Origin of the sequence: Pseudomonas sp. VI4.1, from assembly GCF_002029345.1 — a bacterium.
In the GTDB taxonomy this organism is placed as follows: Bacteria; Pseudomonadota; Gammaproteobacteria; order Pseudomonadales; family Pseudomonadaceae; genus Aquipseudomonas.
The window spans coordinates 137,267-160,380 of record NZ_MULM01000180.1; the positions used below are offsets into that span (position 1 = coordinate 137,267).

Here is a 23,114-nt window from a genome sequence, read left to right on the forward strand (position 1 = left end):
GGAAATGGCGACAGAAAGCCACCGTTGAGGCGGAGGTCAAAGCAAGTAATGCGCCAGTCACTGCGCCTTGGCGGTTGGGCGGATGGAGTCCCACTCGGTCACGTAGGCGGTTTTGCTTTTTTTGTTGAACAGGCACAGTTCGGTGCCTTGCTGACCTTTCATGTGTTTTTGCGGGTATTGGCCTTGCAGCAGCAGTGCGGTGTAGCCGACCCGGTCATCGAACTGAGCGGCGTTGCCGACGGGTTTGGCATTCTTCAGGCCGCTGGCCTTGGTGCAGCCGGCGAGCACGGCTTTGTCGTAGGCGGCCCAGGCGTCGGGGCTGGAGGCCTGGGCGTGGGTGGCGAGGGCGAGGCAGAGGAAAGTCAGGGTTGCAGCTTTCATGGGTGAGGCATCCTTGGGCATTTGGTTGGCCGAATGCCTGAAGTATGCCTGATGGTTTTGTGTTGAATGTGTCGGCCCCTTCGCGGGCAAGCCACGCTCCCACAGGATGTATGTCGTTCGCGAAGGATAAATACGACACAAAACCTGTGGGAGCGTGGCTTGCCCGCGATGGCGGTGTGTCAGACCGGAACCGTTTCCCGGCGAACCACATACATCCCGGCACTTTCATACAGCCGCAGCGCCCGAAGATTGCCCTCCAATACCTTCAAATCCACATAACCTTCGCGCCGCTGCTGAAACACCTTGAAAGCATGCAGCAGCAAAGCACGCCCCAATCCCCGGCCCTGAGCTCGCGGATGCACCACCAGGCTCTTGATAAAGGCGCTGGTCCAGCATTGGCACACGCCCACGATGCCCTCGGCATCCAGGGCGATGAAGCACAAGGTCGGATCGTATTCGGGGTCGGTCTCGAAGCGCTGTTGCCAGACTTCCAGCGCCGGCACCCGACCGCCACCTTCCTGGTAGCCCAGTTGCATCAAGTGATGCACGGCGCTCGCTCGCTCGGGGCGATAGTCGCTCAGGACCACCCCTTGAGGCCAGGGGGTAGCGGGTAGCACCTCGGCAAGGTTACGCCGCAGCAGAAAGCAATAATCCTCGGCCAAAACTCAATGACCTTGTTCGGCGACGGCCTTGGCCGCTGCGATCAGGCATTTGGTCAGTTCTGGCGAGGAGAACTTGGTCAGTACCGCATTGGCCCCGGCCAGCCGGGCTTTCTCGCTGTTCATCGCACTGTCGAGCGAGGTGTGCAGCAGTACATACAGGTGCGAAAAGTCCGGCGTTTCGCGCAGGGTGCGGGTGAAGGCATAGCCGTCCATCTCCGACATTTCGATGTCGGAGACGATCAGGTTGATCTGCTGGGCGGTGCCTTGCAGGTCCAGCAGGCAGTCGATGGCTTCCTTGGCACTGCGGGCGGTGTGGACCTGCAGTCCGAGATTGCGCAGGGTGTGCACCGATTGCTGCAGGGCGACCTGGCTGTCATCGACCACCAGGATCCGCGCATTGCCGAGGATTTCGGCATCTTCCATGCTCAGTTCGGTCGGGGCCGTTTCGATCTGCGCCGGGGCGATGCCGTGGATGACTTTTTCGATGTCCAGCACCTGCACCAGGGCACCGTCGACCGAGGTCACGCCGGTGATGTACGAGCGCCCGCCGCCGGAGCCGAAGGGTGGCGGACGGATGTCGGTGGACAGGCAGTGGACGATCTTGCTCACCGCCTGAACGTGCAGGCCCTGCTTGGAGCGGCTGACGTCGGTGACGATCAGGCAGCCACCGTTGGGGTCTTCCAGGGGGCGCTCGCCGATGGCGCGGCTGAGGTCGATCACCGACAACGCAGTCCCGCGCAGGGTGGCGATGCCTTTGACGTGGGGATGCGATTCCGGCAACCGGGTCAGCGGCGGGCAGGGGATGATTTCACTGACTTTCAGCAGGTTGATCGCCATCAGCTTGCCGCTGCGCAAGGTAAACAGCAACAGCGAAAGTGAGTCTGCGCGGGCTTTGTTGGAAGACATAAATACCTTCTGTGGAAAAAGGTGGTGGGCGATCGCGGGATCGCCAACAGCTATCGTTGCCGGGTTATCGACTTGTCCGGGGCAGGCTTTAGCAATTTGGGTGAACCTTAGGGCCCCAGGGAGCGAGCTTGCTCGCGATGGGGCCATTACTTCATGCCCAATCGTTTGGCCATCCTTCCAAGGTTCGCCCGGTCCAGGCCCAGCTCGCGTGCCGCACTCGCCCAGTTGTCATGGTGGCGTTCCAGGCATGCGCTGATCAATTGGCGCTGATAATTTTCGGTGGCCTCGCGTAAATCCCCCGATACCCCCCCTGCCACGGGAACGGCAGTCGGTTGCTCGGAGGCGACTTCAACGCTGCCATTGGGCAAATCCAGGTCCGCCGCACTCAAACTGAGGATCTTCGGCCGTTCCTTGCAGCTACCCAATGCCTTCAGCGCACTGCGGCCGATCAAGTGTTCCAGCTCCCGCACGTTCCCTGGCCACGCATACGCCAGCAGTGCAGCCTGGGCGTCGTTGCTCAGGCGCAGGCTGTTGAGCCCCATGCGCGAGCGGTTCTGTTCCAGAAAAAAGCCGCTGAGCAGCAACACATCGCGCCCGCGATCACGCAATGCCGGCACCAGCAAGGGGTAGACACTCAGCCGATGGTAGAAGTCGGCGCGGTAGCGACCGCTGCGCACTTCCTCGGCCAGGTCGCGGTTGGTCGCGGCAATCAATCGCACGTCGACCTGATGCTCCTTGTCCGAGCCCAGGCGCTGCAACTGACCGCTTTGCAACACGCGCAGCAATTTGGCCTGCACGGTCAGGGACAGCTCGCCGACTTCATCGAGAAACAGCGTGCCGCCATTGGCCAGTTCGAACTTGCCGCGCCGATCGTTCATCGCCCCGGTAAAAGCCCCGCGGACGTGACCAAACAGTTCGCTCTCCACCAACGTCTCCGGCAGTGCGGCGCAGTTGAGGCTGATGATCGGCTTGTCCGCCCGAGGCGAGGCGGCGTGGATGGCTTGGGCCACCAGCTCCTTGCCGACCCCGGTTTCGCCGGTGATCAGCACGGTCAGGTCGCTGCCGCCCACCAGATTGATCTCTTCCACCAACCGTTTGTGGGCCTTGCTCTGGCCGATCATCTCGCGGTTCTGCTGACCGCTGGCCTGGCGATAGACTTCGGCACGCTGATGTTCGTCTTCGACACGATTGGCCAGGCGCTCGATGCGCTCGGCGGCGTTGACCGTGGCGGCGGCGAGGCTGGCGAAGGCTTGCAGGGCATCCAGTTCGATGGGTTCGAAGCGCTCGGGGTCGAGGGCGTCGAGGGTCAGCAAGCCCCAGGGACGCTCGTCGATGAACAGCGGGCAGCCGATGCAATCGTGGACTTCCAGATGCTCCTCGAGGCCATCGACCAGCCCGTCGTAGGGGTCGGGCAAGTTGCTGTCGGCTGCAAACCGGGTCGGCCCCGGGCTGCTGAGCAACGCTTCGAATCGTGGGTGCTCGCTGATCTTGAAACGTCGACCGAGGGTGTCGGTGCTCAACCCGTCGACGGCCAACGGCACCAGCCACTCGCCATCGATGCGCAGCAGGGCGGCGGCGTCGCACGGCAGCAGGGCACGCATGGCTTCGAGCAGGCGCCGATAGCGCTCGCCTTCGGGCAATTCGCGGGACAAATCGGAAACCAGTGGCAGCAGGGCGGTCAGCAGGGATTTTGCAGTCATTGTGACTCCGTGTAGTCGTTATGACTATAAGCCTGACTAGGTCGTTATGACTATCTTATTTTTAACTTATTGATTTATAACGATTTAATTGTTGGCATGAAAGCTGATAAGTCTAGGGTATCCCATTAGATATCCGTCGTTCAGGAGTCACTTAATGCTTAGCGTTCAAGACCGTGCAATCGTCAAATCTACCGTGCCGTTGCTGGAAAGCGGTGGCGAAGCCTTGATCACTCACTTCTACCGCATGATGCTCTCCGAATACCCGGAAGTACGCCCGCTGTTCAACCAGGCCCACCAGGCCAGCGGCGATCAGCCCCGCGCCCTGGCGAACGGGGTCCTGATGTACGCGCGGCACATCGACCAGCTCGACCAACTGGGCGACCTGGTGGCCAAGATCATCAACAAGCACGTGGCCCTGCAGATTCTGCCGGAACACTACCCGATCGTCGGCAGCTGCCTGTTGCGCGCCATTTCCGAAGTGCTGGGTGACGAGATCGCCACGCCGCAAGTGATGGCGGCCTGGGGCGCTGCCTACGGTCAGTTGGCCGACATCCTGATCGGTGCCGAAACCAGCATCTACGATCAGAAAGAACAGGCGCCGGGTGGCTGGCGCGGGGCGCGGGAATTCATCGTGGTGGCCAAGGTTGAAGAGAGCGCGGAAATCACTTCGTTCTATTTCGAACCGGCTGACAAAGGCGCGATTCTGGCGGCAGAGCCAGGCCAGTACATAGGCATGAAGCTGATCCTCGATGGCGAAGAGATTCGCCGTAACTATTCGCTGTCGGCCCTGGCCAAAAAAGGCCAATACCGCATCAGCGTCAAGCGCGAAGAGGGCGGTCGCGCTTCCAACCACCTGCACGATCAACTGCACGTCGGCTCCAGCATCCAGCTGTTCCCGCCATCGGGCGAGTTCACCCTGACGGCCAGTGACAAGCCGCTGGTATTGATCAGCGGCGGCGTCGGCATCACCCCGACCCTGCCGATGCTCGAAGCCGCGCTGGCGTCCGAGCGCCCGGTGCACTTCATCCACTGTGCCCGCAACGGTAGCGTCCACGCCTTCCGCGACTGGATCGACGGCTTGGCCGAGCGTCATCCGCAGCTCAAGCGCTTCTATTGCTATGACGAAGACGATGGGGTCAGTCCGGCGGCGGACAAGGTCGGGCTGTTGAGCCAGGAGCAACTGGGCGAGTGGTTGCCGCAGCAGCGCGACCTGGATGCTTACTTCCTCGGGCCCAAGGGTTTCATGACGGCGGTCAAGCGCCACCTCAAAGCGCTGGGTGTGCCGGAGAAGCAAAGCCGTTACGAGTTCTTCGGGCCGGCTTCGGCATTGGAATAAGTCCGCAAATTAATTGTAGGAGCGAGCTTGCTCGCGATAAACCCGAGAACGCCTCGAGGTGTCAGGCAAGCAGCGTTATCGTTGGCGACCATCGCGAGCAAGCTCGCTCCTACAGGGGCTTCGCTTGCTGGCGATGGCGATCTTGAAGGCGCCTTCGCCAGCAAGCCGGCTCCTACAGGTTCGGATTCGCATCAAATCCCCTGGCCGGCGCGATCCCCTGTAGGAGCTGGCTTGCCAGCGAACGCGGCCTTGAGCCTTGCCGCGCCAATGAAGACGCCTTGGCCAGCAAGCCGGCTCCTACGGATTCGAATCGCACGACCTGCGTGGAACCTGCCTATTCGTATCAGCCCTTCAATTCCTTCAAATGCTTGTACACCGTCGCCCGCCCCATATTCAGCACGTTCGCCACATAGTTGGAGGCGCTTTTGCCTTTGAAGGCGCCTTCGGCGTGCAGGGCCAGGACCAGTTCGCGTTTGTGGTCGCGGGTCAGCAGGTTCAGGCTCAGCTGGCGCTCGCGTAGCCAGGCGTGGAGGAAGGTATTGATCCGCTCCTGCCAGTCATCGCGAAACAGTGAGTCCGGCTGCGGAATCAACTTGCTCGGCGACAGGAATAGATCCAGCGCCGCCTTGGCATTCTCGAACAGCGAAATATTCAGATTGATGCACAGCACGGCCAGCGGATGACCTTCGCTGTCGCGCAGCACACTGCTGAGGCTGCGAATTTTCTGGCCATCCCAATTGAGCTTTTCGTACGGCCCGATGTTGCGTTCGCTGATGTCGTCGCTGAGCATGTCCTCCAGTGCCGAATCGTCACCGATTTCCCGTTTCGACAGGTTGTTGGCGATGTAGTCGACCTTTTGCGTGCGCAGATCGTGCAGCACCACTTCAGCATGAGGGAAGAACAGCGTGGCGATGGCATCGGCAATTGCGCGGAAGTTGTCCAGCGGCGAACTTGCCGGCGCAGAGGCATCCATTGCCGGATCTTGTTCGTGGGCGTTCATAGTGGAGCTCCAGGCAGCATCGGCACCCTGTGAAACAGGGTGCCGGAAGTTTGCCGCAATCGTGGGCAGACGTCACCTGAGGACGCCACTCAGCCCAGGCGGGCGGGGGAGAGCATGGCGGCGTTCAGGCCGAATTGCGTGAGTGGCTCGGGCAAGGCTTCACCGCGAACCAGCGCGGCGCTCGCCTGACCCATGGCGGGCGAAGTCTGGATGCCGTAACCGCCCTGTGCCGCGACCCAGAACAGCCCGGGCACGTGCGGATCGAAACCGGACAGCAAGTCACCGTCAGGGACGAAACTGCGCAGGCCGGCCCAGGTGCGGGTCGGACGGCGGATGGTCAGGGTGGTAGCTTCTTCGATCTGGTAGATGCCCATGGCGATGTCCAGTTCTTCAGGCTGCACGTCGTGGGGTTCTACCGGGTCGGCGTTGGCCGGCGAGCCGAGGAACATGCCGGCGTCGGGTTTCATGTAGAACGATTCGTCGAGACTGACCAGCATTGGCCAGTGGTGGATGTCCACGCCTTCGGGGCCAGCGAAAATGAAGGCGGCGCGGCGCTTCGGTTGCAGGCCCAGTGGTTTGGCGCCTGCCAGTTCACCGATCTTGTCGGCCCAGGCGCCTGCGGCGTTGATGATGATCGGGGCGCTGAACGTCTGGCCGTTGGTTTGCACCTGCCACACGCCTTCGGCATCACGGGTCAGACTCAGGACTTCGCTGTCGGTATGCACTTCACCCTGGTTGCGGCGGATACCGCGCAGGTAACCCTGGTGCAAGGCATCGGTGTCGATATCGCTGGCGGTCGGGTCGTAGATCGCGCCGTGGACTTTTTCCCGGCGCAGGATCGGCAGGTGCGCGCAGGCTTCGTCGGCGCTGAGCAGTTGCATCTCGGGCACTGTGGCTTTGGCGCTCAGGTATTGATTGTTCAACTCGGCCGGATCGCCGGTGAAATCCACGGTCATCTCACCGCGCGGGGTCAGCAGCGGGTGCTCGCAGAACCCGGCGGGTGGGGCGTCGAAGAAATCACGGCTGGCCTGGGTCAACGCCCGCACTTGAGGCGTGCCATAGGCGGCGGTGAACAAGGCAGCCGAACGTCCGGTGGAGTGGTAAGCCGGATGGGACTCGCGTTCGAGCACAATCACCCGGGCGTGCCGGGACAGCCAGAAGCCGGTGGAAGCGCCGGCAATCCCGCCGCCGATGATGATGAAGTCTGCCTGGCTCATGAACGTCTCCTGTGGGGGCGCAAATGCCAAAAATTGTGGAGATCCCCTAGTGGGAGCGGGCTTGCTCGCGAATGCGATTTGTCAGTCGACATTAGCGGTGGATGTCAGACCGCATTCGCGAGCAAGCCCGCTCCCACAGGTTTTGTGGTGTTAGGGCTGCAGGTGATAGATGGCGTTAGCCAGCGCAATGTCTTCCAGGCCCAGGCCGATCGAGCGGAAGAACACGTGACGGTCGTAGTCCGGACGCTGGACTTTTTCACTGAGCAGATCCGGCAGATCGCCGATGATCGAGCCCTTGTCCCAGCCATGCCGTTCCCCGGCAATCAGCATCTCGCCGGCCGAACCCGGCGTGGTCAGGCGATAGTCGCAGAACACCTGCATGGCATTGAGGCTTTGCGGCGGCACTTCGTGGGCACGCGGGGCGTTGGTGCTGATGGAGGTGATCAGCGCCGGTTTGCTCAAGCTTGAAGGGTCGATCACCGGGCCTGCGGACGAGGTGCAGAGCATGATCACGTCGGCGTCTTGAACGGCCGCCTCGCGACTGTCGACGATGGTCAGGCGTGGGTCGAGGGCTCGCAGCGATGCCAGTGCCTGGGCATTCTTGCCGCTCAGGCTCGGCGAGTAGAGGCTGATGCTCTGCCAGTCGCGAAGACCCTTGACGTAGTGCAGATGCGCCTGGGCCACCTTGCCACTGCCGATAATCGTCAGGCGCTGCGCCTTCAGCGGCGCGAGGGCATCGACCGCCACCGCCGTCGTCGCCGCAGTGCGGGCGGTGGTCAGTTCGCCGGCATCGCACAGCAGCAGCGGCTGACCGGTCTGCATCGACATCAACAGCGTCCAGGCCGTCACCAGTGGACCTTGCTCGCGCACGATGTAAGGCGAGGTCTTGACCCCGTAAACGCCGTCTTCAGCCAGCACACCCAAATAGTTGATGAAGTCGCCAGCGCCCTGGGGAAACTCCACCAGTTGCTGCGCCGGTTGCACCGCTTGCCCGGCGGCCAGGTCGCGGAACAGTTTGCGCAGGATCTGTGGCACGTCGACCTGTGCCAGCAGCTCGCGGGCCTGGTGTTGGGTGATCACGTAAGGCGTACTGGACATGGTCGGCTCCGAAGGCGGATAAACTAATTTGTCCATTATGGACTTTTAGTTTCGGCGGGCAATATGCAAGCGAAAAAAAAAGCGCAGTCCGTTGCCGGCCGCGCCTTTTTTCAATGCGCCCGCGTTACGGGCGCTTGCGCTCTACCGCCCGCAGCAAATGCGTCGGAGGCGTTTCACAGCTGATCTTGCGGCCCAGCAGCGCCTCGATGGACGGTAGCTGGTAGGAGTCGTCTTCACCGGCAAAACTGATGGATACGCCTTCGGCGCCGGCCCGACCGGTACGGCCGATGCGGTGCACGTAGTCGTCCGGGACTTCCGGCAGGGTGAAGTTGATCACATGGCTGATGCCGTCGATGTGAATGCCGCGACCGGCAACATCGGTGGCGACCAGCACGCGGATCTTGCCTTCGCGGAAACCTTCCAGGGTCTTGATGCGCTTGTGCTGCGGCACGTCGCCGGACAGCTGCGCGGCATTGACGCCATCGCGCACCAGGCGTTCTTCGATGCGCCGCACTTCATCCTTGCGGTTGGCGAACACCATCACCCGCTCCCAACCGTTATCGTTGACCAGGTTGTAGAGCAGTTTGTACTTGTCGGCACCGGCTACGGCGTAGATGTGCTGTTCGACGTTTTCGCTGGCCACGTTCTGCGACTCGATCTCGACGATCGACGGGTCGGTGGTCCATTGCTTGGCGAGGTTCATCACGTCTTCGGTGAAGGTCGCGGAGAACAGCAGCGTCTGACGCTCGTTCTTCGGCGGCGTCTGGCGAATGATCTGACGCACTTGTGGGATGAAACCCATGTCGAGCATCCGGTCGGCTTCGTCCAGGACCATGACTTCGACCATGTCCAGGTGCACGTCGCCGCGCTGGTTGAAGTCCAGGAGACGGCCCGGTGTGGCGACGAGGATGTCGCAGTGACGGGCTTCGAGGTTTTTCAGTTGCTTGTCGAAGTCCATGCCGCCAACAAACGTCATGACGTTGAGGCCGGTGTACTTGGTCAGGTCGGCCGCGTCCTTGGCGATCTGCACCACCAGTTCCCGGGTCGGCGCGATGATCAGCGCCCGCGGTTCGCCCATGTAGCGTTCTTTAGGCGGCGGGGTTTCCAGCAATTGGGTGATGATCGAGATCAGGAATGCCGCGGTTTTGCCGGTGCCGGTCTGGGCGCGACCGATGGCGTCTTTGCCCGCGAGGGTGAAGCCAAGCACCTGCGCCTGGATCGGCGTGCAATACGGGAAGCCCAGGTCCTGGATGGCATGCATCAGTTCGGGGGCGAGTTTGAAATCGTGGAAACGGGTTTTGCCTTCCTGGGGTTCGACGGCGAAGTCTTCGAGTTTCCAGGGAATGACCGGCGCTTTTGGCTTGGGTTCGCGACGCGGTTTTGCGGGTTTCGGCGCTTCGCTGCGCGGCGGCTCGGCGGCGATGGCCGGGGCAGAGGGGATGGCCGATGGGGGCGTCGGCGCGTGCTTCGGTGCCGCTACGGGTGCGGTCCGGCCAGGCTGATTACCGTCGGTGCGGTGGCTGGGGATGTGAGACGGAGCGCTGGAGACTGGCGCGAGCTGCTCAGTCTCGCTTTTACCGAACATTTTCTTGAGTGCTTTGAGCACGGTCATCTCATCAATTGATTAAGGAATATACGCCGGCCAGTGTAATGCAAGAACCGGGCGCGGCGTAGTGGGATGGATCAATGGGCTGTTTTTCACCTGAACCGTTAACGCAAACGCTCGGCGAGCCAGACGCCGATGTCGCGAATCTCCTCGGGTAACACTTCATGCCCCATTGGGTATTCCTGCCATGTCACGGTGACACCACGCTGCTTCAGATGCTCGTAGGCGGTCCGGCCCATGGAATTTTGCACCACGTCGTCGTACTGGCCGTGCAGGGACAGCACGGGAATGCGCTGCTGGCTGGCGGACAGTTCCAGTTCGTCGCTGAAGGTCGGTGCATAGGTCGAGAGGGCAAGTACGCCACCCAACGGCCCCTGCCATTTCACAAACGCGGTGTGCAATACCACGGCGCCGCCCTGGGAAAAACCTGCCAGGAAAATCCGCGAGGCTTCTATTCCGACGGCGCGCTGCACTTCGATCAGATTTATAACCCTCTGGGCCGACTCTTCCAGCTGCTCGCGGTTGATCGCGCGCGCGGGGCTCATGGCCAATATGTCGTACCAGCTCGGCATCTCGTAACCACCGTTGATGGTCACGGCGCAGGTCGGTGCCTGAGGGAAAACGAAGCGAGTGGTCAGCAGTGTCTCCTGCAACGCTTCGGCCACCGGCAGGAAGTCGTAGCGGTCGGCGCCCAGGCCGTGCAGCCAGATAACGCAGGCGTCTGCGGGCTTGACGGGTTCAAGAATCAAGGGCTCGGTCATGGGTGCTCCATATATGTGCGTGCGCTCCCGATCAGTGCGAGATCCGGGGGCGCGTCTGGTTGATCAGTTAAGAAGATGTCGCAAGGCTACAAGTTTTGCTATTGACCTGTCGCTTAAGCGCATTCCTGAGCGCTCTGGTACGGGCTTTGCTATGGGAAATCGGTACAACCGATCCCGCGCCTGGCGGTAACACTATCAGTGTACCGCTGGCGGTGGGATAGCAAAAAATCCGGTGATGGATGTTCGCCAGTGGCTGCTACGGGCTTCGCGAACGTGAAAGGGCTACCGCCCGTTCGGCCGATTGGTGAGAAGTGAGTTATCCATGCTGTGGATTTTCTCCTACTAGACTCATGGCGCAGGTCCGACGTCGGTTGACCCAAAAAAAGCCAACACGGGTCTACAACGCCTCACAAGGGTGCGACAGGACTTACGCTCCGACACAACAAGAGCAAAACTGGAGGTTTGAATGAAGATGTTGAAATCCACCCTGGCTATCGTGACTGCAGCCGCAGTACTCGGTGTCAGTGGGTTCGCTCAGGCGGGCGCGACCCTGGATGCAGTGCAGAAAAAAGGTTTCGTACAGTGCGGCGTCAGTGACGGTTTGCCGGGCTTCTCGGTTCCGGATTCCACGGGCAAAATCATCGGCATCGACGCCGACGTCTGCCGCGCCGTGGCCGCTGCCGTATTCGGCGACGCGACCAAGGTCAAATTCAGTCAACTGAACGCCAAGGAGCGCTTCACCGCGCTGCAGTCCGGCGAAATCGACGTGCTGTCGCGCAACACCACCTGGACCAGCTCCCGCGATTCGGGCATGGGCCTGGTGTTTGCCGGCGTGACTTACTACGACGGCATCGGCTTCCTGGTGAACAACAAGCTGGGCGTGAAGAGCGCCAAAGAGCTCGACGGCGCCACCATCTGCATTCAAGCCGGTACCACCACCGAGCTCAACGTTTCCGACTACTTCCGCGGCAACGGCCTGAAATACACCCCGATCACCTTCGACACCTCCGATGAAAGCGCCAAGTCGCTGGAATCCGGTCGTTGCGACGTGCTGACCTCCGACAAATCCCAGCTATACGCACAACGCAGCAAGCTGGGCACCCCGACCGACTACGTCGTGCTGCCGGAAACCATCTCCAAGGAGCCTCTGGGCCCGGTCGTGCGTAAAGGCGACGAAGAGTGGTTCAGCATCGTCAAGTGGACCCTGTTCGCCATGCTCAACGCTGAAGAAATGGGGATCACCCAGAAAAACGTCGAAGCCGAAGCCAAAGCCACCAAGAACCCGGACGTCGCTCGTCTGCTGGGCGCTGACGGTGAATACGGCAAAGACCTGAAAGTGAAGAAAGACTGGGTCGTACAGATCGTCAAGCAAGTGGGCAACTACGGTGAAGTGTTCGAGAGAAACCTCGGCAAGAGCACTCCGCTGGCCATCGACCGCGGGCTGAACGCCCTGTGGAACAACGGCGGCATTCAATACGCACCACCAGTGCGCTGATGGTTCTATCACCCGGTGGGCCAACCGCCGGGTGATGTTCTGTTCCATTCTTAGCGGGGCACTTCATGCAAAATTCAATCGGCGCACCCAAGCAGAGGCTCAGCCTCAGCGATCCAAAAGTGCGTGCGTGGCTATTTCAGATCATCACCATCGTGGCGGTGGTCTCGATGGGCTGGTACCTGTTCGACAATACGCAGACCAACCTTGAGCACCGGGGCATTACCTCCGGTTTCAGCTTCCTGGAGCGCAGTGCCGGGTTCGGCATCGCTCAACACCTGATCGACTACACCGAATCGGACAGCTATGCCCGGGTGTTTGTCATCGGCCTGCTCAACACGCTGCTGGTGACCTTCATCGGCGTGATCCTGGCGACGATCCTCGGGTTCATCGTCGGAGTATCACGGCTGTCGAAAAACTGGATCATTGCCAAGCTGGCGACGGTGTACGTAGAAGTTTTCCGTAACATTCCGCCGCTGCTGCAAATCCTGTTCTGGTACTTCGCGGTGTTCCTGACCATGCCGGGGCCGCGCAACAGCCATAACTTCGGCGACACCTTCTTCGTCAGCAGTCGCGGCCTGAACATGCCGGCGGCATTGGCGGCGGACGGTTTCTGGCCATTTGTGGCGAGCATCGTCGTGGCCATTGTCGCCATCGTGCTGGTGAACCGTTGGGCCACCAAACGCTTCGAAGCGACCGGCGTGCCATTCCACAAGTTCTGGGCCAGCCTGGCGCTGTTCCTGCTGATCCCGGCGCTGTGCGCCTTGATCTTCGGGGCGCCGGTGCACTGGGAAATGCCGCAGCTCAAGGGCTTCAACTTCGTCGGCGGCTGGGTGCTGATCCCGGAACTGCTGGCGCTGACCTTGGCCCTGACCGTCTACACCGCGGCGTTCATCGCCGAGATCGTGCGTTCGGGCATCAAGTCGGTCAGCCACGGCCAGACCGAAGCGGCACACTCCCTGGGGCTGCGCAACGGCCCGACCCTGCGCAAGGTGATCATCCCGCAAGCCCTGCGCGTGATCATTCCACCGCTGACCAGCCAATACCTGAACCTGGCGAAGAACTCCTCGCTGGCGGCCGGTATCGGTTACCCGGAAATGGTCTCGCTGTTTGCCGGTACGGTGCTGAACCAGACCGGGCAGGCGATCGAGGTGATTGCCATCACCATGAGCGTGTACCTGGCGATCAGTATCAGCATTTCCCTGCTGATGAACTGGTACAACAAGCGCATTGCGCTGATCGAGCGGTAAGGAAAAGCGCATGAGTACTCATACTTTCAAACCTGACATGCCCCCGCCGAACCGCAGTATCGGCGTGGTGGCGTGGATGCGCGCCAACATGTTCTCCAGTTGGCTCAACACCCTGTTGACCTTGTTCGCGTTCTATCTGATCTACCTGGTGGTGCCGCCGATCCTGAGCTGGGCGATCCTCGACGCCAATTGGGTCGGTACCAGTCAGGCCGACTGCACCAAAGAAGGCGCCTGCTGGGTGTTCATCCAGCAGCGCTTCGGCCAGTTCATGTACGGCTACTATCCACCGGAACTGCGCTGGCGCGTGGACCTGACCGTGTGGCTGGCGGTGATCGGCGTGGCCCCGTTGTTCATCTCGCGCTTCCCGCGTAAAGCGGTGTACGGGCTGAGCTTTCTGGTGCTGTACCCGATCATTGCCTGGTGCCTGTTGCACGGCGGGGTGTTCGGCCTGACCCAGGTGGCGACCAGCCAGTGGGGCGGCCTGATGTTGACCCTGGTGATCGCCACCGTCGGTATCGCCGGTGCCTTGCCGCTGGGGATTGTCCTGGCGCTGGGACGGCGTTCGAACATGCCGGCGATTCGGGTGGTCTGCGTGACCTTCATCGAGTTCTGGCGCGGCGTGCCGTTGATCACGGTGCTGTTCATGTCCTCGGTGATGCTGCCGTTGTTCCTGCCCGAAGGCATGAACTTCGACAAACTGCTGCGGGCGCTGATCGGCGTGATCCTGTTCCAGTCGGCCTACGTGGCCGAAGTGGTGCGCGGCGGTCTGCAAGCGATTCCCAAAGGCCAGTACGAAGCGGCCGCGGCGATGGGCCTGGGCTACTGGCGCAGCATGGGCCTGGTGATCCTGCCGCAAGCCCTGAAGCTGGTGATCCCCGGCATCGTCAACACCTTCATTGCGCTGTTCAAGGACACCAGCCTGGTGATCATCATCGGCCTGTTCGACCTGCTCAACAGCGTCAAGCAAGCCGCCGCCGATCCGAAATGGCTGGGCATGGCCACTGAAGGCTATGTGTTCGCGGCCCTGGTGTTCTGGATTTTCTGTTTTGGTATGTCCCGCTACTCCATGCATTTGGAACGTAAGCTGGACACTGGCCACAAGCGTTAGGAGCGTAGTTTATGAGTGAAGCGATCAAACAGCCTGTGAGCCCTGAAGGCATTATTCAGATGCAGGGCGTGAACAAGTGGTATGGCCAGTTCCATGTGCTGAAAGACATCAACCTGAACGTCAAGCAGGGCGAGCGAATTGTCCTGTGTGGCCCGTCGGGTTCAGGAAAATCCACCACCATCCGCTGCCTCAACCGCCTGGAAGAGCACCAGCAGGGCCGGATCGTGGTCGATGGCGTGGAGCTGACCAACGATCTCAAGCAGATCGAATCGGTGCGCCGTGAAGTCGGCATGGTGTTCCAGCACTTCAACCTGTTTCCGCACCTGACCATCCTGCAGAACTGCACCCTGGCGCCGATGTGGGTGCGCAAGATGCCCAAGCGCAAGGCCGAGGAAATCGCCATGCACTACCTGGAGCGCGTGCGCATTCCGGAGCAGGCGCATAAATACCCGGGGCAACTGTCCGGCGGCCAGCAACAGCGCGTGGCGATTGCCCGTGCGCTGTGCATGAAACCGAAAATCATGCTGTTCGACGAACCGACCTCGGCGCTCGACCCGGAGATGGTGAAAGAGGTGTTGGACACCATGATCGGCCTGGCCGAAGACGGCATGACCATGCTCTGCGTGACCCACGAAATGGGCTTCGCCCGCACCGTGGCCAACCGCGTGATCTTCATGGACAAAGGGGAAATCGTCGAACAGGCCGCGCCGAACGACTTCTTCGATAACCCGCAGAATGACCGGACCAAGTTGTTCTTGAGCCAGATCCTGCATTGATCGACGCCTGAGAGTGAAATAAACCCGGACCTGTTCCGGGTTTATTTTTGCCCGCAGAAACACGCTGCCTTTGTTGACGCAAACCCTGTAGGAGCTGGCTTGCCAGCGAAGGCGATGTTCCATTCAGCATTAACTATGCCTGACACACCGCTTTCGCTGGCAAGCCAGCTCCTACCGGGGGTTGTGAAACGTCGGGTTGCCCTCGTGGATAAAGCTGACTACCATGTCAGAAAATTCATCCTATGATTGGATGAAAGGGCGAATTCCATGTCAGACATGTCTCCATTAATCAAACGATCCCTCGTCGATCAGGCGCTGGACCAGTTGCGCCAGCGCATCAATGCAGGCACCTGGACCATCGGCCAGCGCCTGCCCACCGAACCTGAGCTGTCTGCCGAGCTGGGTATCAGCCGCAACACCGTGCGTGAAGCCATGCGTGTGTTGGCGTTTTCCGGTTTGATCGAGATCCGCCAGGGCGACGGCAGCTATCTGCGGGCAGTCATTGACCCCCTGGACACCATGAAAGCCCTGTCCCGCTGCTCCCATGAGCAGGCGCGGGAGACCCGGCACATCCTGGAAGTCGAAGCCATTGGCCTGGCGGCGTTGCGCCGCACCGATGAAGACCTGGTGGCATTGCGCGAAGCGTTGGGCGTCAGCGGCAGTCACTACCACGGTGATCTCGATACCTACATCGCCTGCGATCTGGTGTTCCACCGGCGTCTGGTGGATGCGGCGCACAACCCGACCCTCAGCGAGTTGTATCGTTATTTTTCCAGCATCGTCGGCGCGCAGTTGCGCCAGACCCTGAACATCTCACCCCGACGCCAAGCGGTGTTCGACCTTCATGTCGAACTGCTCGATGCCGTCGAGCAACGCGACCCGGAACGGGCCAAAGCCCTGTCGAGGCAGTTGATCAATGAACCTTGAAACCGAGAAACCCATGTCCACCCAGCAGGCCAGCAACAGCAGCATCACGGAGCTCAAGCGTACGGCGGAGCTCGAAGAGCTGTTGATCGACGCCGAGGCCGATGACGAACAGGTTCAGCAAGCCCACCCTGTCCTGCGGCGGCCGTGGTTATTATTGCTCGGCCTGATTCTGGTGGCGCTGAATCTACGTCCAGCGTTGTCGAGCATGGCGCCGATGCTCAGCGAGATCTCGAAGACGCTGGGGTTATCGGCTGCCCAGGCCGGTTTGCTGACGACCTTGCCGGTCCTTTGCCTCGGGTTGTTCGCCCCACTGGCGCCGGTGCTGGCACGACGTTTTGGTGCCGAGCGAGTGGTGTTGGGGATTCTTCTGATGCTGGCCGGCGGGATCATTTTGCGCAGCTCTTTCGGTGAGGTCGGCCTATTCGCCGGCAGCGTGCTGGCCGGCGCCAGCATCGGGGTGATCGGCGTGCTGCTGCCCGGCATCGTCAAACGCGACTTCCCGAAACAAGCCGGCACCATGACCGGCGTCTACACCATGGCCCTGTGTCTGGGCGCGGCCATGGCGGCAGGCGCGACCGTGCCCTTGAGCGAACATTTCGACAAAAGCTGGGCCCTTGGCCTCGGCTTCTGGGTAGTTCCAGCGTTGGTCGCGGCGATTTTCTGGCTGCCGCAAGTCGGTCAGCAACACGGCGCGCATCATGCTGCCTATCGGGTCCGAGGGCTGTTGCGTGATCCGTTGGCCTGGCAAGTGACCTTGTACATGGGCCTGCAATCGTCTTTGGCCTACATCGTGTTTGGCTGGCTGCCGTCGATTCTGATCGGGCGCGGCCTGACGCCAACCCAGGCCGGTCTGGTGTTGTCGGGTTCGGTGATTATCCAGTTGATCAGCTCGCTGGCAGCACCTTGGCTGGCAACACGCGGCAAGGATCAGCGGCTGGCGATCGTGATCGTCATGGCAATGACCCTCGGCGGTTTGTTCGGTTGCCTTTATGCACCGATCGACGGCTTGTGGGGCTGGGCGATCCTGCTGGGTCTGGGGCAGGGCGCTACGTTCAGCCTGGCCTTGACCCTGATCGTGTTGCGTTCGCGGGATGCCCATGTCGCGGCCAACCTGTCGAGCATGGCCCAGGGCTTCGGTTACACCCTGGCATCCATGGGACCGTTCGCGGTCGGCATCGTGCATGACTGGACTGGTGGCTGGACGGCCCTGGGCTGGATTTTCGGGGTCATCGGCCTCGGCGCGATCATTGCCGGCCTCGGTGCCGGGCGTTCGTTGTACGTTCAGGCGGTCAGCGAAAAGGTCTGACGACCCCGCACTCTCGGTATTCGGCCCACGAATGCCGATAGTGTTCCGCCCATTGGCAGACTATCGTGCAGGCAATCTTTCGTTGTCATCCTGCAAACCCGGGGAGCCTGCCCATGAGTGATGCCCATAACGCATTGATCACCCAGTTCTACCAAGCCTTCCAGCGGCTCGATGCCGAGGCCATGAGCGCCTGCTACAGCGATGACGTGGTGTTCAGTGATCCGGCGTTCGGTGAACTGCGCGGCCGCGATGCCGGTGACATGTGGCGCATGCTCACCACGCGGGCCAGGGATTTCTCCCTGACATTCGATAACGTGCGCAGTGATGAACGCACCGGCGGTGCGCACTGGGTGGCGACCTACCTGTTCAGCCAGACCGGCAACACCGTGGTCAATGACATTCAGGCGCGTTTCGTGTTTCGCGACGGCAAGATTTGCGAGCATCACGACAGTTTCGATCTGTGGGCCTGGTCCCGACAGGCGCTGGGTTTCAAGGGGCTGTTGCTGGGCTGGACACCCGCGGTGCGCAACGCCGTCCGCGCTCAGGCCTTGAAGGGGCTGAAGGCATTCCAGGCCAGTCGCTGATAAGATCAGCGCTTGTTTACTTGCCAGCCTTGATCGTTACATGACCAGCCACAGCGAAAATCCTGTCGACGCCGATATCCCGGTGAGCAAATCCTGGTTCGTTTACCTCGTGCGCGCGGCCAACGGATCGCTTTACTGCGGGGTCAGCGACGACCCGGTCCGCCGCTTTGCCACCCACCAGCGTGGCAAAGGTGCGCGGTTTTTCCTGTCCAGCCCGGCCGTGGCATTGGTGTACACCGAAGTCTGCCGCGACAAAAGCGACGCCCTGCGGCAGGAGCGGCTGATCAAAAAACTGAAAAAAAGCGCCAAGGAATGCCTGGTGGCTAGTGAAGCACGCGCACCCCTGTAGGAGCTGGCTTGCCAGCGAAGGCGATATTCCATCCAACATTGACGGTGACTGACACACCGCCTTCGTTGCGGTGCGGCGATCCGAAAAGCCAGCGCCTACAGGTTATCAATCTGACTGATGAGTTCCCATCAGGCAGATGGGTGGGCTGCGTGTGGATTGCGCGCTAAGCTGCGGACTCCTTACCCGTGCGGCGGAGCCGAGCATGTCCGAGTTGATTCTTCATCATTACCCGACGTCCCCTTTTTCCGAAAAGGCCCGCTTGCTGTTGGGCTTCAAGGGGCTGTCCTGGCGCTCGGTGAAGATTTCGCCGGTGATGCCAAAACCCGATCTGACGGCGTTGACCGGCGGCTATCGCAAGACGCCGGTGTTGCAGATCGGCGCTGATGTTTATTGCGACACGGCCCTGATCGCCCGTCGTCTGGAACAGGAAAAAGCCTTGCCGGCGTTCTTTCCGGAAGGTCAGGAAATGATCGCTGCGACATTCGCGGCCTGGGCGGATTCGGTGGTATTCCAGCATGCGGTCAGCCTGGTGTTTCAACCGGAATCGATCGCCGTACGCTTCGGCTCTATGCCGCCGGAAGCGATCAAGGCGTTCATTGCCGACCGCGCCGGGTTGTTCAGCGGTGGCAGCGCCACACGCCTGTCGGCCGAGCAGGCCCGGCATCAATGGCCAACGATCATGGCACGCCTGGAGCAACAGCTTCAGCGCGAGCAGGGCGACTTCCTGTTGGGCGAGCCCTCGATCGCCGACTTTGCCCTGGCGCATTCGTTGTGGTTCCTCAAGGCGACGGCGATTACCTCTGCGTGGGTTGACGCGTATCCGGCGGTTTCGGCGTGGTTGGGGCGCGTAACGGGCTTCGGTCATGGCGCGTTCAGCGAGATGACGTCCGGGGAGGCGTTGGAGGTTGCGCGCAATGCCACGCCGGCGGCGTTGCCGGATGAGCAGTTCGATGAGCCAAACGGGTTCGAGGCAGGCCAGCAGGTAGTGATTGCCGCAACCGATTACGGGGTTGACCCGGTGGCCGGTGAGTTGATGTTTGCGGGCTGCGAAGAGTTGATCGTGCGGCGCGAAGACGAACGTGGCGGCGTAGTGCATGTGCACTTTCCGCGGTTTGGATTCCGTATCGAAGCGCAATAAGCGCCAACACGGATCCCCGGTGATACACGGCCCCCTGTAGGACCTGGCTTGCCAGCGAAAGCGGTGGGTCAGACACCCACTGTGTCGCCTGACACGACGCCTTCGCTGGCAAGCCAGCTCCTACAGGGTTACGTGTCGTTCTTGAGGGTTATTTCAAGGCGGCGAGAATGGCGTCCGGGTCATACCCGCGAATCAACGTCCCGTTCACATCGAGGATCGGAATCCCGCCGCCACCCAACGCCTCATAGGCCTTGCGCGCCTCGGCATCCTTCTCGATATCGAATTCCTTGTATGGAATGCCTTTCTGATCAAGAAAGCGTCGGGCCAGTTTGCAGTAACCACACCATTCGGTGGCGTAGAGTACGACGTTGGCCTTGGCCTGAGTTTGCTCGGATACCACTTGTGACGGGTTGAACAGCCGCTCGATCTTGCCCCAGTGCTGATAGACCACAACCACCAACAGGATCAGCAGGCATTTTTTCAGGACCCCGGTCAGCATCAGTTGCGTCGCTTGAGCTGGTCGGTGAGTTGGGTGGGCAGGCCTTTGATGATCAGCGTGCCGGCTTCTTCGTCATATTCGATCTTCGAGCCCAGCAGGTGCGCTTCGAAGCTGATCGACAGGCCTTCGGCACGGCCCGTGAAGCGGCGGAACTGGTTCAGGGTGCGTTTATCCGCCGGTATCTCCGGTGACAGGCCGTAGTCCTTGTTGCGAATGTGATCGTAGAAGGCTTTCGGCCGTTCTTCGTCGATCAGCTCCGAGAGCTCTTCCAGGCCCATGGGTTCGCCCATTTTGGCCTGGCTGCTGGCGTAGTCGACCAGGGTCTTGGTCTTCTCGCGGGCGGACTCTTCCGGCAGGTCTTCGCTTTCGACGAAGTCGCTGAAGGCCTTGAGCAAGGTGCGGGTTTCGCCCGGACCGTCGACGCCTTCCTGGCAGCCGATGAAGTCGCGGAAATACTCCGAAACCTTTTTCCCGTTCTTGCCTTTGATAAACGAAATGTACTGCCTGGATTGCTTGTTGTTCTGCCACTCGGAGACGTTGATCCGCGCCGCCAGGTGCAACTGACCCAGGTCCAGGTGCCGCGACGGTGTCACGTCCAGCTGTTCGGTCACTGCGACGCCTTCACTGTGGTGCAGCAAGGCGATCGCCAGGTAATCGGTCATGCCTTGCTGGTAATGCGCAAACAGCACGTGGCCGCCCACAGAGAGGTTGGACTCTTCCATCAGCTTCTGCAGATGTTCCACCGCCACCCGGCTGAACGCCGTGAAATCCTTGCCGCCATCGAGGTATTCCTTCAGCCAGCCGCTGAAAGGATGTGCCCCGGACTCGGCATGGAACAAACCCCAGGCCTTGCCTTGTTTGGCGTTGTAGCTCTCGTTGAGGTCGGCAAGCATGTTCTCGATGGCGCTCGACTCGGGCAGTGCTTCGTCGCGGGCATGGAGAACTGCAGGTGTGCCGTCGGGTTTTTTGTCGATCAGGTGGACGATGCAATGACGGATCGGCATGGGCTTCTCGGCTGATTGAAGAGAGGAGGGCGTGCTCCCCGAAAAAGCGCTCAGTGTACCGCAACCACTGGTTATGGCGCGGCACGAAGGGCAATTCCAGCCCTCGCGACGGTGCTTATGCGGTTTTTTACAGTTTTAGTGTAATAAAGCTGACCAATTGGGTAGCAAGAGGCGGATATTTCCCCGTCTCTGTGCTAGTTTTGCCCGGTCTTGCGCGAAGTCACTGCGTTAAGCGTGCATTCAGCATTTGTCAGGTCGAACCAAACCCTGATTTCGGTATCTATAACCCCGATCCCGTGGTTATTGGCCGAGGGTGCCAGATCCAGAAGATCGGGCTCGATGGCTGACACTGCACTCTGCAATCCATATGAATTTGATAGGGAAGGAACACTACATGGCTCTTACTAAAGACCAACTGATCGCCGACATCGCTGAAGCTATCGACGCGCCAAAAACCACCGCGCGTAACGCTCTGGACCAACTGGGCCAAATCGTTGCCGATCAGCTGGAAAACGGCGGCGAAATCACTCTGCCAGGTATCGGCAAGCTGAAAGTGACCGAGCGTCCTGCCCGTACTGGCCGTAACCCTTCGACTGGCGCTGCCATCGAAATCGCTGCCAAGAAAGTGATCAAGCTGGTTGTGGCCAAAGGCCTGACCGACGCTGTCAACAAGTAAGATTTGTTAAAAAACCGTGCGACGGAGCAATCCGGGGCACGGTTTTTTTGTGTCTGCGATTTGGCGAATGCCAAGAACACCGCAAAACCAATGTGGGAGCGGGCTTGCTCGCGAAGGCGGTGTATCAGTCGATTATATAGTGACTGACACACCGCTTTCGCGAGCAAGCCCGCTCCCACAGTTGACCTGCGTTAGCCCTTGCGAACCCAGCGTTCGCGCCAGGTCTGCTGCTCGGACTTGGTCTGGAAGGTCCAGGCGACGAAGCGGCTCTGCTTCTGCCCCTGGGACATTTCCACCACCTGGCTTTCCAGTACGCCAGCCTTTTTCAGCGCGGTCTGGATCACCGGCAGGTTGGAGGCCTTCGACACCAGGGTGCTGAACCACAGCACCTTGTGTTGAAAATGCGCGCTTTCGGCGATCAGTTGCGTCACGAAGCGTGCTTCGCCACCTTCACACCACAATTCAGCCGACTGACCGCCAAAGTTCAGCACCGGCAGTTTGCGTTTCGGGTCGGCCCGGCCCAGCGCGCGCCATTTACGCTCGCTGCCCTTGGTGGCCTCATCCATCGACGCGTGGAACGGCGGGTTGCACATGGTCAGGTCGAAGCGTTCGCCGGGTTCGAGCAGGCCCAGCAGGATGTGCTTGGGATTACTCTGCTGGCGCAACTGGATGGCTTTGTTCAGCCCGTTGGACTGCACGATGGCTTTGGCAGCGGCCACGGCCGTCGGGTCGATTTCCGAACCGAGGAAGTGCCAGCGGTAATCGCTGTAGCCGATCAACGGATAGACGCAGTTGGCGCCCATGCCGATATCGAGCACCTTGACCGGCGCACCCCGAGGGATCTCGCCATCATTGACGCTGGCCAGCAGGTCGGCCAGGAAGTGCACGTAATCGGCACGGCCCGGGACCGGCGGGCAGAGGTAATCGGCCGGGATGTCCCAATGGGCAATGCCGTAGAACGACTTGAGCAGCGCCCGGTTGAACACCCGCACCGCGTCGGGGCTGGCGAAGTCGATGCTTTCCTTGCCATACGGATTGATGATCACGAACTGCGCCAGTTCCGGCGTGGTTTTGATCAGCGCCGGGAAGTCGTAGCGACCCTGGTGGCGGTTGCGCGGGTGCAGGCTGGCCTTCTCGCGTGGTTCCACGGCTTTGGCCGGGGTCGCGGATTCGGGCTTCTTGCGCGCAGGGCGGGGTGTGCGGGGGGCGTTCATGGGCGTGGTCGATTCGGGTATGGCTAAAAGTGGCGGGTATTGTCCCACAGACAATGGCCGCGCGGGGGATCCCCCGTAGGAGCGAGGCTTGCCCGCGAAGAACGATAACGCGGTATGTCTGTTT

General features: G+C 60.8%; 23 protein-coding genes. 11 read left to right on the plus strand and 12 right to left on the minus strand.

Going from position 1 to position 23,114, the window contains the following annotated elements:
* Positions 1–57: 57 nt before the first annotated feature.
* From BZ163_RS28970 to norR, 4 genes are all read right to left on the minus strand, one after another.
* The gene (locus tag BZ163_RS28970) at positions 58–381 is read right to left on the minus strand and encodes a hypothetical protein (RefSeq protein ID WP_128873764.1); all 324 of its coding nucleotides are present in this window, start codon (positions 379–381) and stop codon (positions 58–60) included.
* A 179-nt stretch (positions 382–560) separates the two neighbouring features.
* A complete protein-coding gene (locus tag BZ163_RS28975; protein WP_128873790.1) occupies positions 561–1,019 on the minus strand; it encodes an N-acetyltransferase in 459 nt (152 codons plus the stop codon).
* Between the two features lie 27 nt (positions 1,020–1,046).
* The gene (locus BZ163_RS28980; protein ID WP_128873765.1) at positions 1,047–1,949 is read right to left on the minus strand and encodes a chemotaxis protein CheV; all 903 of its coding nucleotides are present in this window, start codon (positions 1,947–1,949) and stop codon (positions 1,047–1,049) included.
* Positions 1,950–2,095: 146 nt separating this feature from the next.
* Positions 2,096–3,649 carry a nitric oxide reductase transcriptional regulator NorR gene (gene norR, locus BZ163_RS28985; protein WP_128873766.1) on the minus strand — a complete coding sequence of 518 codons (1,554 nt, stop codon included), beginning with the start codon at positions 3,647–3,649 and terminating at the stop codon, positions 2,096–2,098.
* Positions 3,650–3,803: 154 nt separating this feature from the next.
* Between norR and hmpA the strand changes: the two genes are divergently transcribed.
* Positions 3,804–4,985, plus strand: coding sequence for an NO-inducible flavohemoprotein (gene hmpA, locus BZ163_RS28990; RefSeq protein WP_128873767.1), 1,182 nt, complete (start codon positions 3,804–3,806; stop codon positions 4,983–4,985).
* Between the two features lie 343 nt (positions 4,986–5,328).
* On the opposite strand, the gene BZ163_RS28995 is transcribed toward hmpA, so the two are convergent.
* The 5 genes from BZ163_RS28995 to BZ163_RS29015 all read right to left on the minus strand — a co-directional run bounded on the left by BZ163_RS28995 (position 5,329) and on the right by BZ163_RS29015 (position 10,667).
* Entirely contained in the window at positions 5,329–5,958 is a 630-nt protein-coding gene (locus BZ163_RS28995) for a transcriptional regulator (RefSeq protein WP_371916837.1), read from the minus strand.
* Between the two features lie 116 nt (positions 5,959–6,074).
* Positions 6,075–7,202 carry an FAD-binding oxidoreductase gene (locus BZ163_RS29000; RefSeq protein ID WP_128873769.1) on the minus strand — a complete coding sequence of 376 codons (1,128 nt, stop codon included), beginning with the start codon at positions 7,200–7,202 and terminating at the stop codon, positions 6,075–6,077.
* Positions 7,203–7,352: 150 nt separating this feature from the next.
* Positions 7,353–8,300 carry an ornithine cyclodeaminase family protein gene (locus tag BZ163_RS29005; protein ID WP_178110513.1) on the minus strand — a complete coding sequence of 316 codons (948 nt, stop codon included), beginning with the start codon at positions 8,298–8,300 and terminating at the stop codon, positions 7,353–7,355.
* A 124-nt stretch (positions 8,301–8,424) separates the two neighbouring features.
* Positions 8,425–9,912 carry an ATP-dependent RNA helicase RhlB gene (gene rhlB / locus BZ163_RS29010; RefSeq protein WP_128873771.1) on the minus strand — a complete coding sequence of 496 codons (1,488 nt, stop codon included), beginning with the start codon at positions 9,910–9,912 and terminating at the stop codon, positions 8,425–8,427.
* A gap of 98 nt (positions 9,913–10,010) precedes the next feature.
* On the minus strand, positions 10,011–10,667 hold the full coding sequence (locus tag BZ163_RS29015) for an alpha/beta hydrolase (RefSeq protein WP_128873772.1): 657 nt from the start codon (positions 10,665–10,667) through the stop codon (positions 10,011–10,013).
* A gap of 466 nt (positions 10,668–11,133) precedes the next feature.
* Here BZ163_RS29015 and BZ163_RS29020 point away from each other — a divergent pair, with 466 nt between their 5' ends.
* From BZ163_RS29020 to BZ163_RS29060, 9 genes are all read left to right on the plus strand, one after another.
* Positions 11,134–12,162, plus strand: coding sequence for an amino acid ABC transporter substrate-binding protein (locus tag BZ163_RS29020; RefSeq protein WP_128873773.1), 1,029 nt, complete (start codon positions 11,134–11,136; stop codon positions 12,160–12,162).
* 65 nt (positions 12,163–12,227) lie between these two features.
* The gene (locus BZ163_RS29025) at positions 12,228–13,409 is read left to right on the plus strand and encodes an amino acid ABC transporter permease (protein WP_064676002.1); all 1,182 of its coding nucleotides are present in this window, start codon (positions 12,228–12,230) and stop codon (positions 13,407–13,409) included.
* A 10-nt stretch (positions 13,410–13,419) separates the two neighbouring features.
* Positions 13,420–14,517, plus strand: a complete 1,098-nt coding sequence (locus BZ163_RS29030; RefSeq protein WP_128873774.1) for an amino acid ABC transporter permease — start codon at positions 13,420–13,422, stop codon at positions 14,515–14,517.
* Between the two features lie 11 nt (positions 14,518–14,528).
* Positions 14,529–15,293, plus strand: a complete 765-nt coding sequence (locus tag BZ163_RS29035; protein WP_064676004.1) for an amino acid ABC transporter ATP-binding protein — start codon at positions 14,529–14,531, stop codon at positions 15,291–15,293.
* Between the two features lie 267 nt (positions 15,294–15,560).
* The gene (locus tag BZ163_RS29040; protein WP_128873775.1) at positions 15,561–16,220 is read left to right on the plus strand and encodes a FadR/GntR family transcriptional regulator; all 660 of its coding nucleotides are present in this window, start codon (positions 15,561–15,563) and stop codon (positions 16,218–16,220) included.
* Complete coding sequence (locus BZ163_RS29045; protein ID WP_128873776.1) at positions 16,210–17,526, plus strand: CynX/NimT family MFS transporter; 1,317 nt, start codon at positions 16,210–16,212, stop codon at positions 17,524–17,526. The genes BZ163_RS29040 and BZ163_RS29045 overlap by 11 nt, the downstream gene beginning before the upstream one ends.
* A gap of 113 nt (positions 17,527–17,639) precedes the next feature.
* The gene (locus BZ163_RS29050; RefSeq protein ID WP_128873777.1) at positions 17,640–18,110 is read left to right on the plus strand and encodes a nuclear transport factor 2 family protein; all 471 of its coding nucleotides are present in this window, start codon (positions 17,640–17,642) and stop codon (positions 18,108–18,110) included.
* Between the two features lie 40 nt (positions 18,111–18,150).
* Positions 18,151–18,459: a GIY-YIG nuclease family protein gene (locus BZ163_RS29055; RefSeq protein WP_128873778.1), complete on the plus strand. Its 309-nt coding sequence runs from the start codon at positions 18,151–18,153 to the stop codon at positions 18,457–18,459.
* A gap of 202 nt (positions 18,460–18,661) precedes the next feature.
* On the plus strand, positions 18,662–19,597 hold the full coding sequence (locus BZ163_RS29060) for a glutathione S-transferase family protein (protein WP_128873779.1): 936 nt from the start codon (positions 18,662–18,664) through the stop codon (positions 19,595–19,597).
* A 148-nt stretch (positions 19,598–19,745) separates the two neighbouring features.
* Here BZ163_RS29060 and BZ163_RS29065 read toward each other — a convergent pair whose 3' ends face one another.
* Positions 19,746–20,096: a glutaredoxin family protein gene (locus tag BZ163_RS29065; RefSeq protein WP_128873780.1), complete on the minus strand. Its 351-nt coding sequence runs from the start codon at positions 20,094–20,096 to the stop codon at positions 19,746–19,748.
* On the minus strand, positions 20,096–21,100 hold the full coding sequence (gene yejK, locus BZ163_RS29070) for a nucleoid-associated protein YejK (RefSeq protein WP_128873781.1): 1,005 nt from the start codon (positions 21,098–21,100) through the stop codon (positions 20,096–20,098). Before yejK ends, BZ163_RS29065 begins: the two co-directional genes overlap by 1 nt.
* A 394-nt stretch (positions 21,101–21,494) precedes the next feature.
* On the opposite strand from yejK, the gene BZ163_RS29075 reads away from it, so the two are divergent.
* A complete protein-coding gene (locus BZ163_RS29075) occupies positions 21,495–21,776 on the plus strand; it encodes an HU family DNA-binding protein (protein WP_007905514.1) in 282 nt (93 codons plus the stop codon).
* Positions 21,777–21,967: 191 nt separating this feature from the next.
* Here the strand turns inward: BZ163_RS29075 and rlmF are convergent, their stop codons facing one another.
* Positions 21,968–22,990: a 23S rRNA (adenine(1618)-N(6))-methyltransferase RlmF gene (gene rlmF, locus BZ163_RS29080; protein ID WP_128873782.1), complete on the minus strand. Its 1,023-nt coding sequence runs from the start codon at positions 22,988–22,990 to the stop codon at positions 21,968–21,970.
* Between the last annotated feature and the right edge of the window lie 124 nt (positions 22,991–23,114).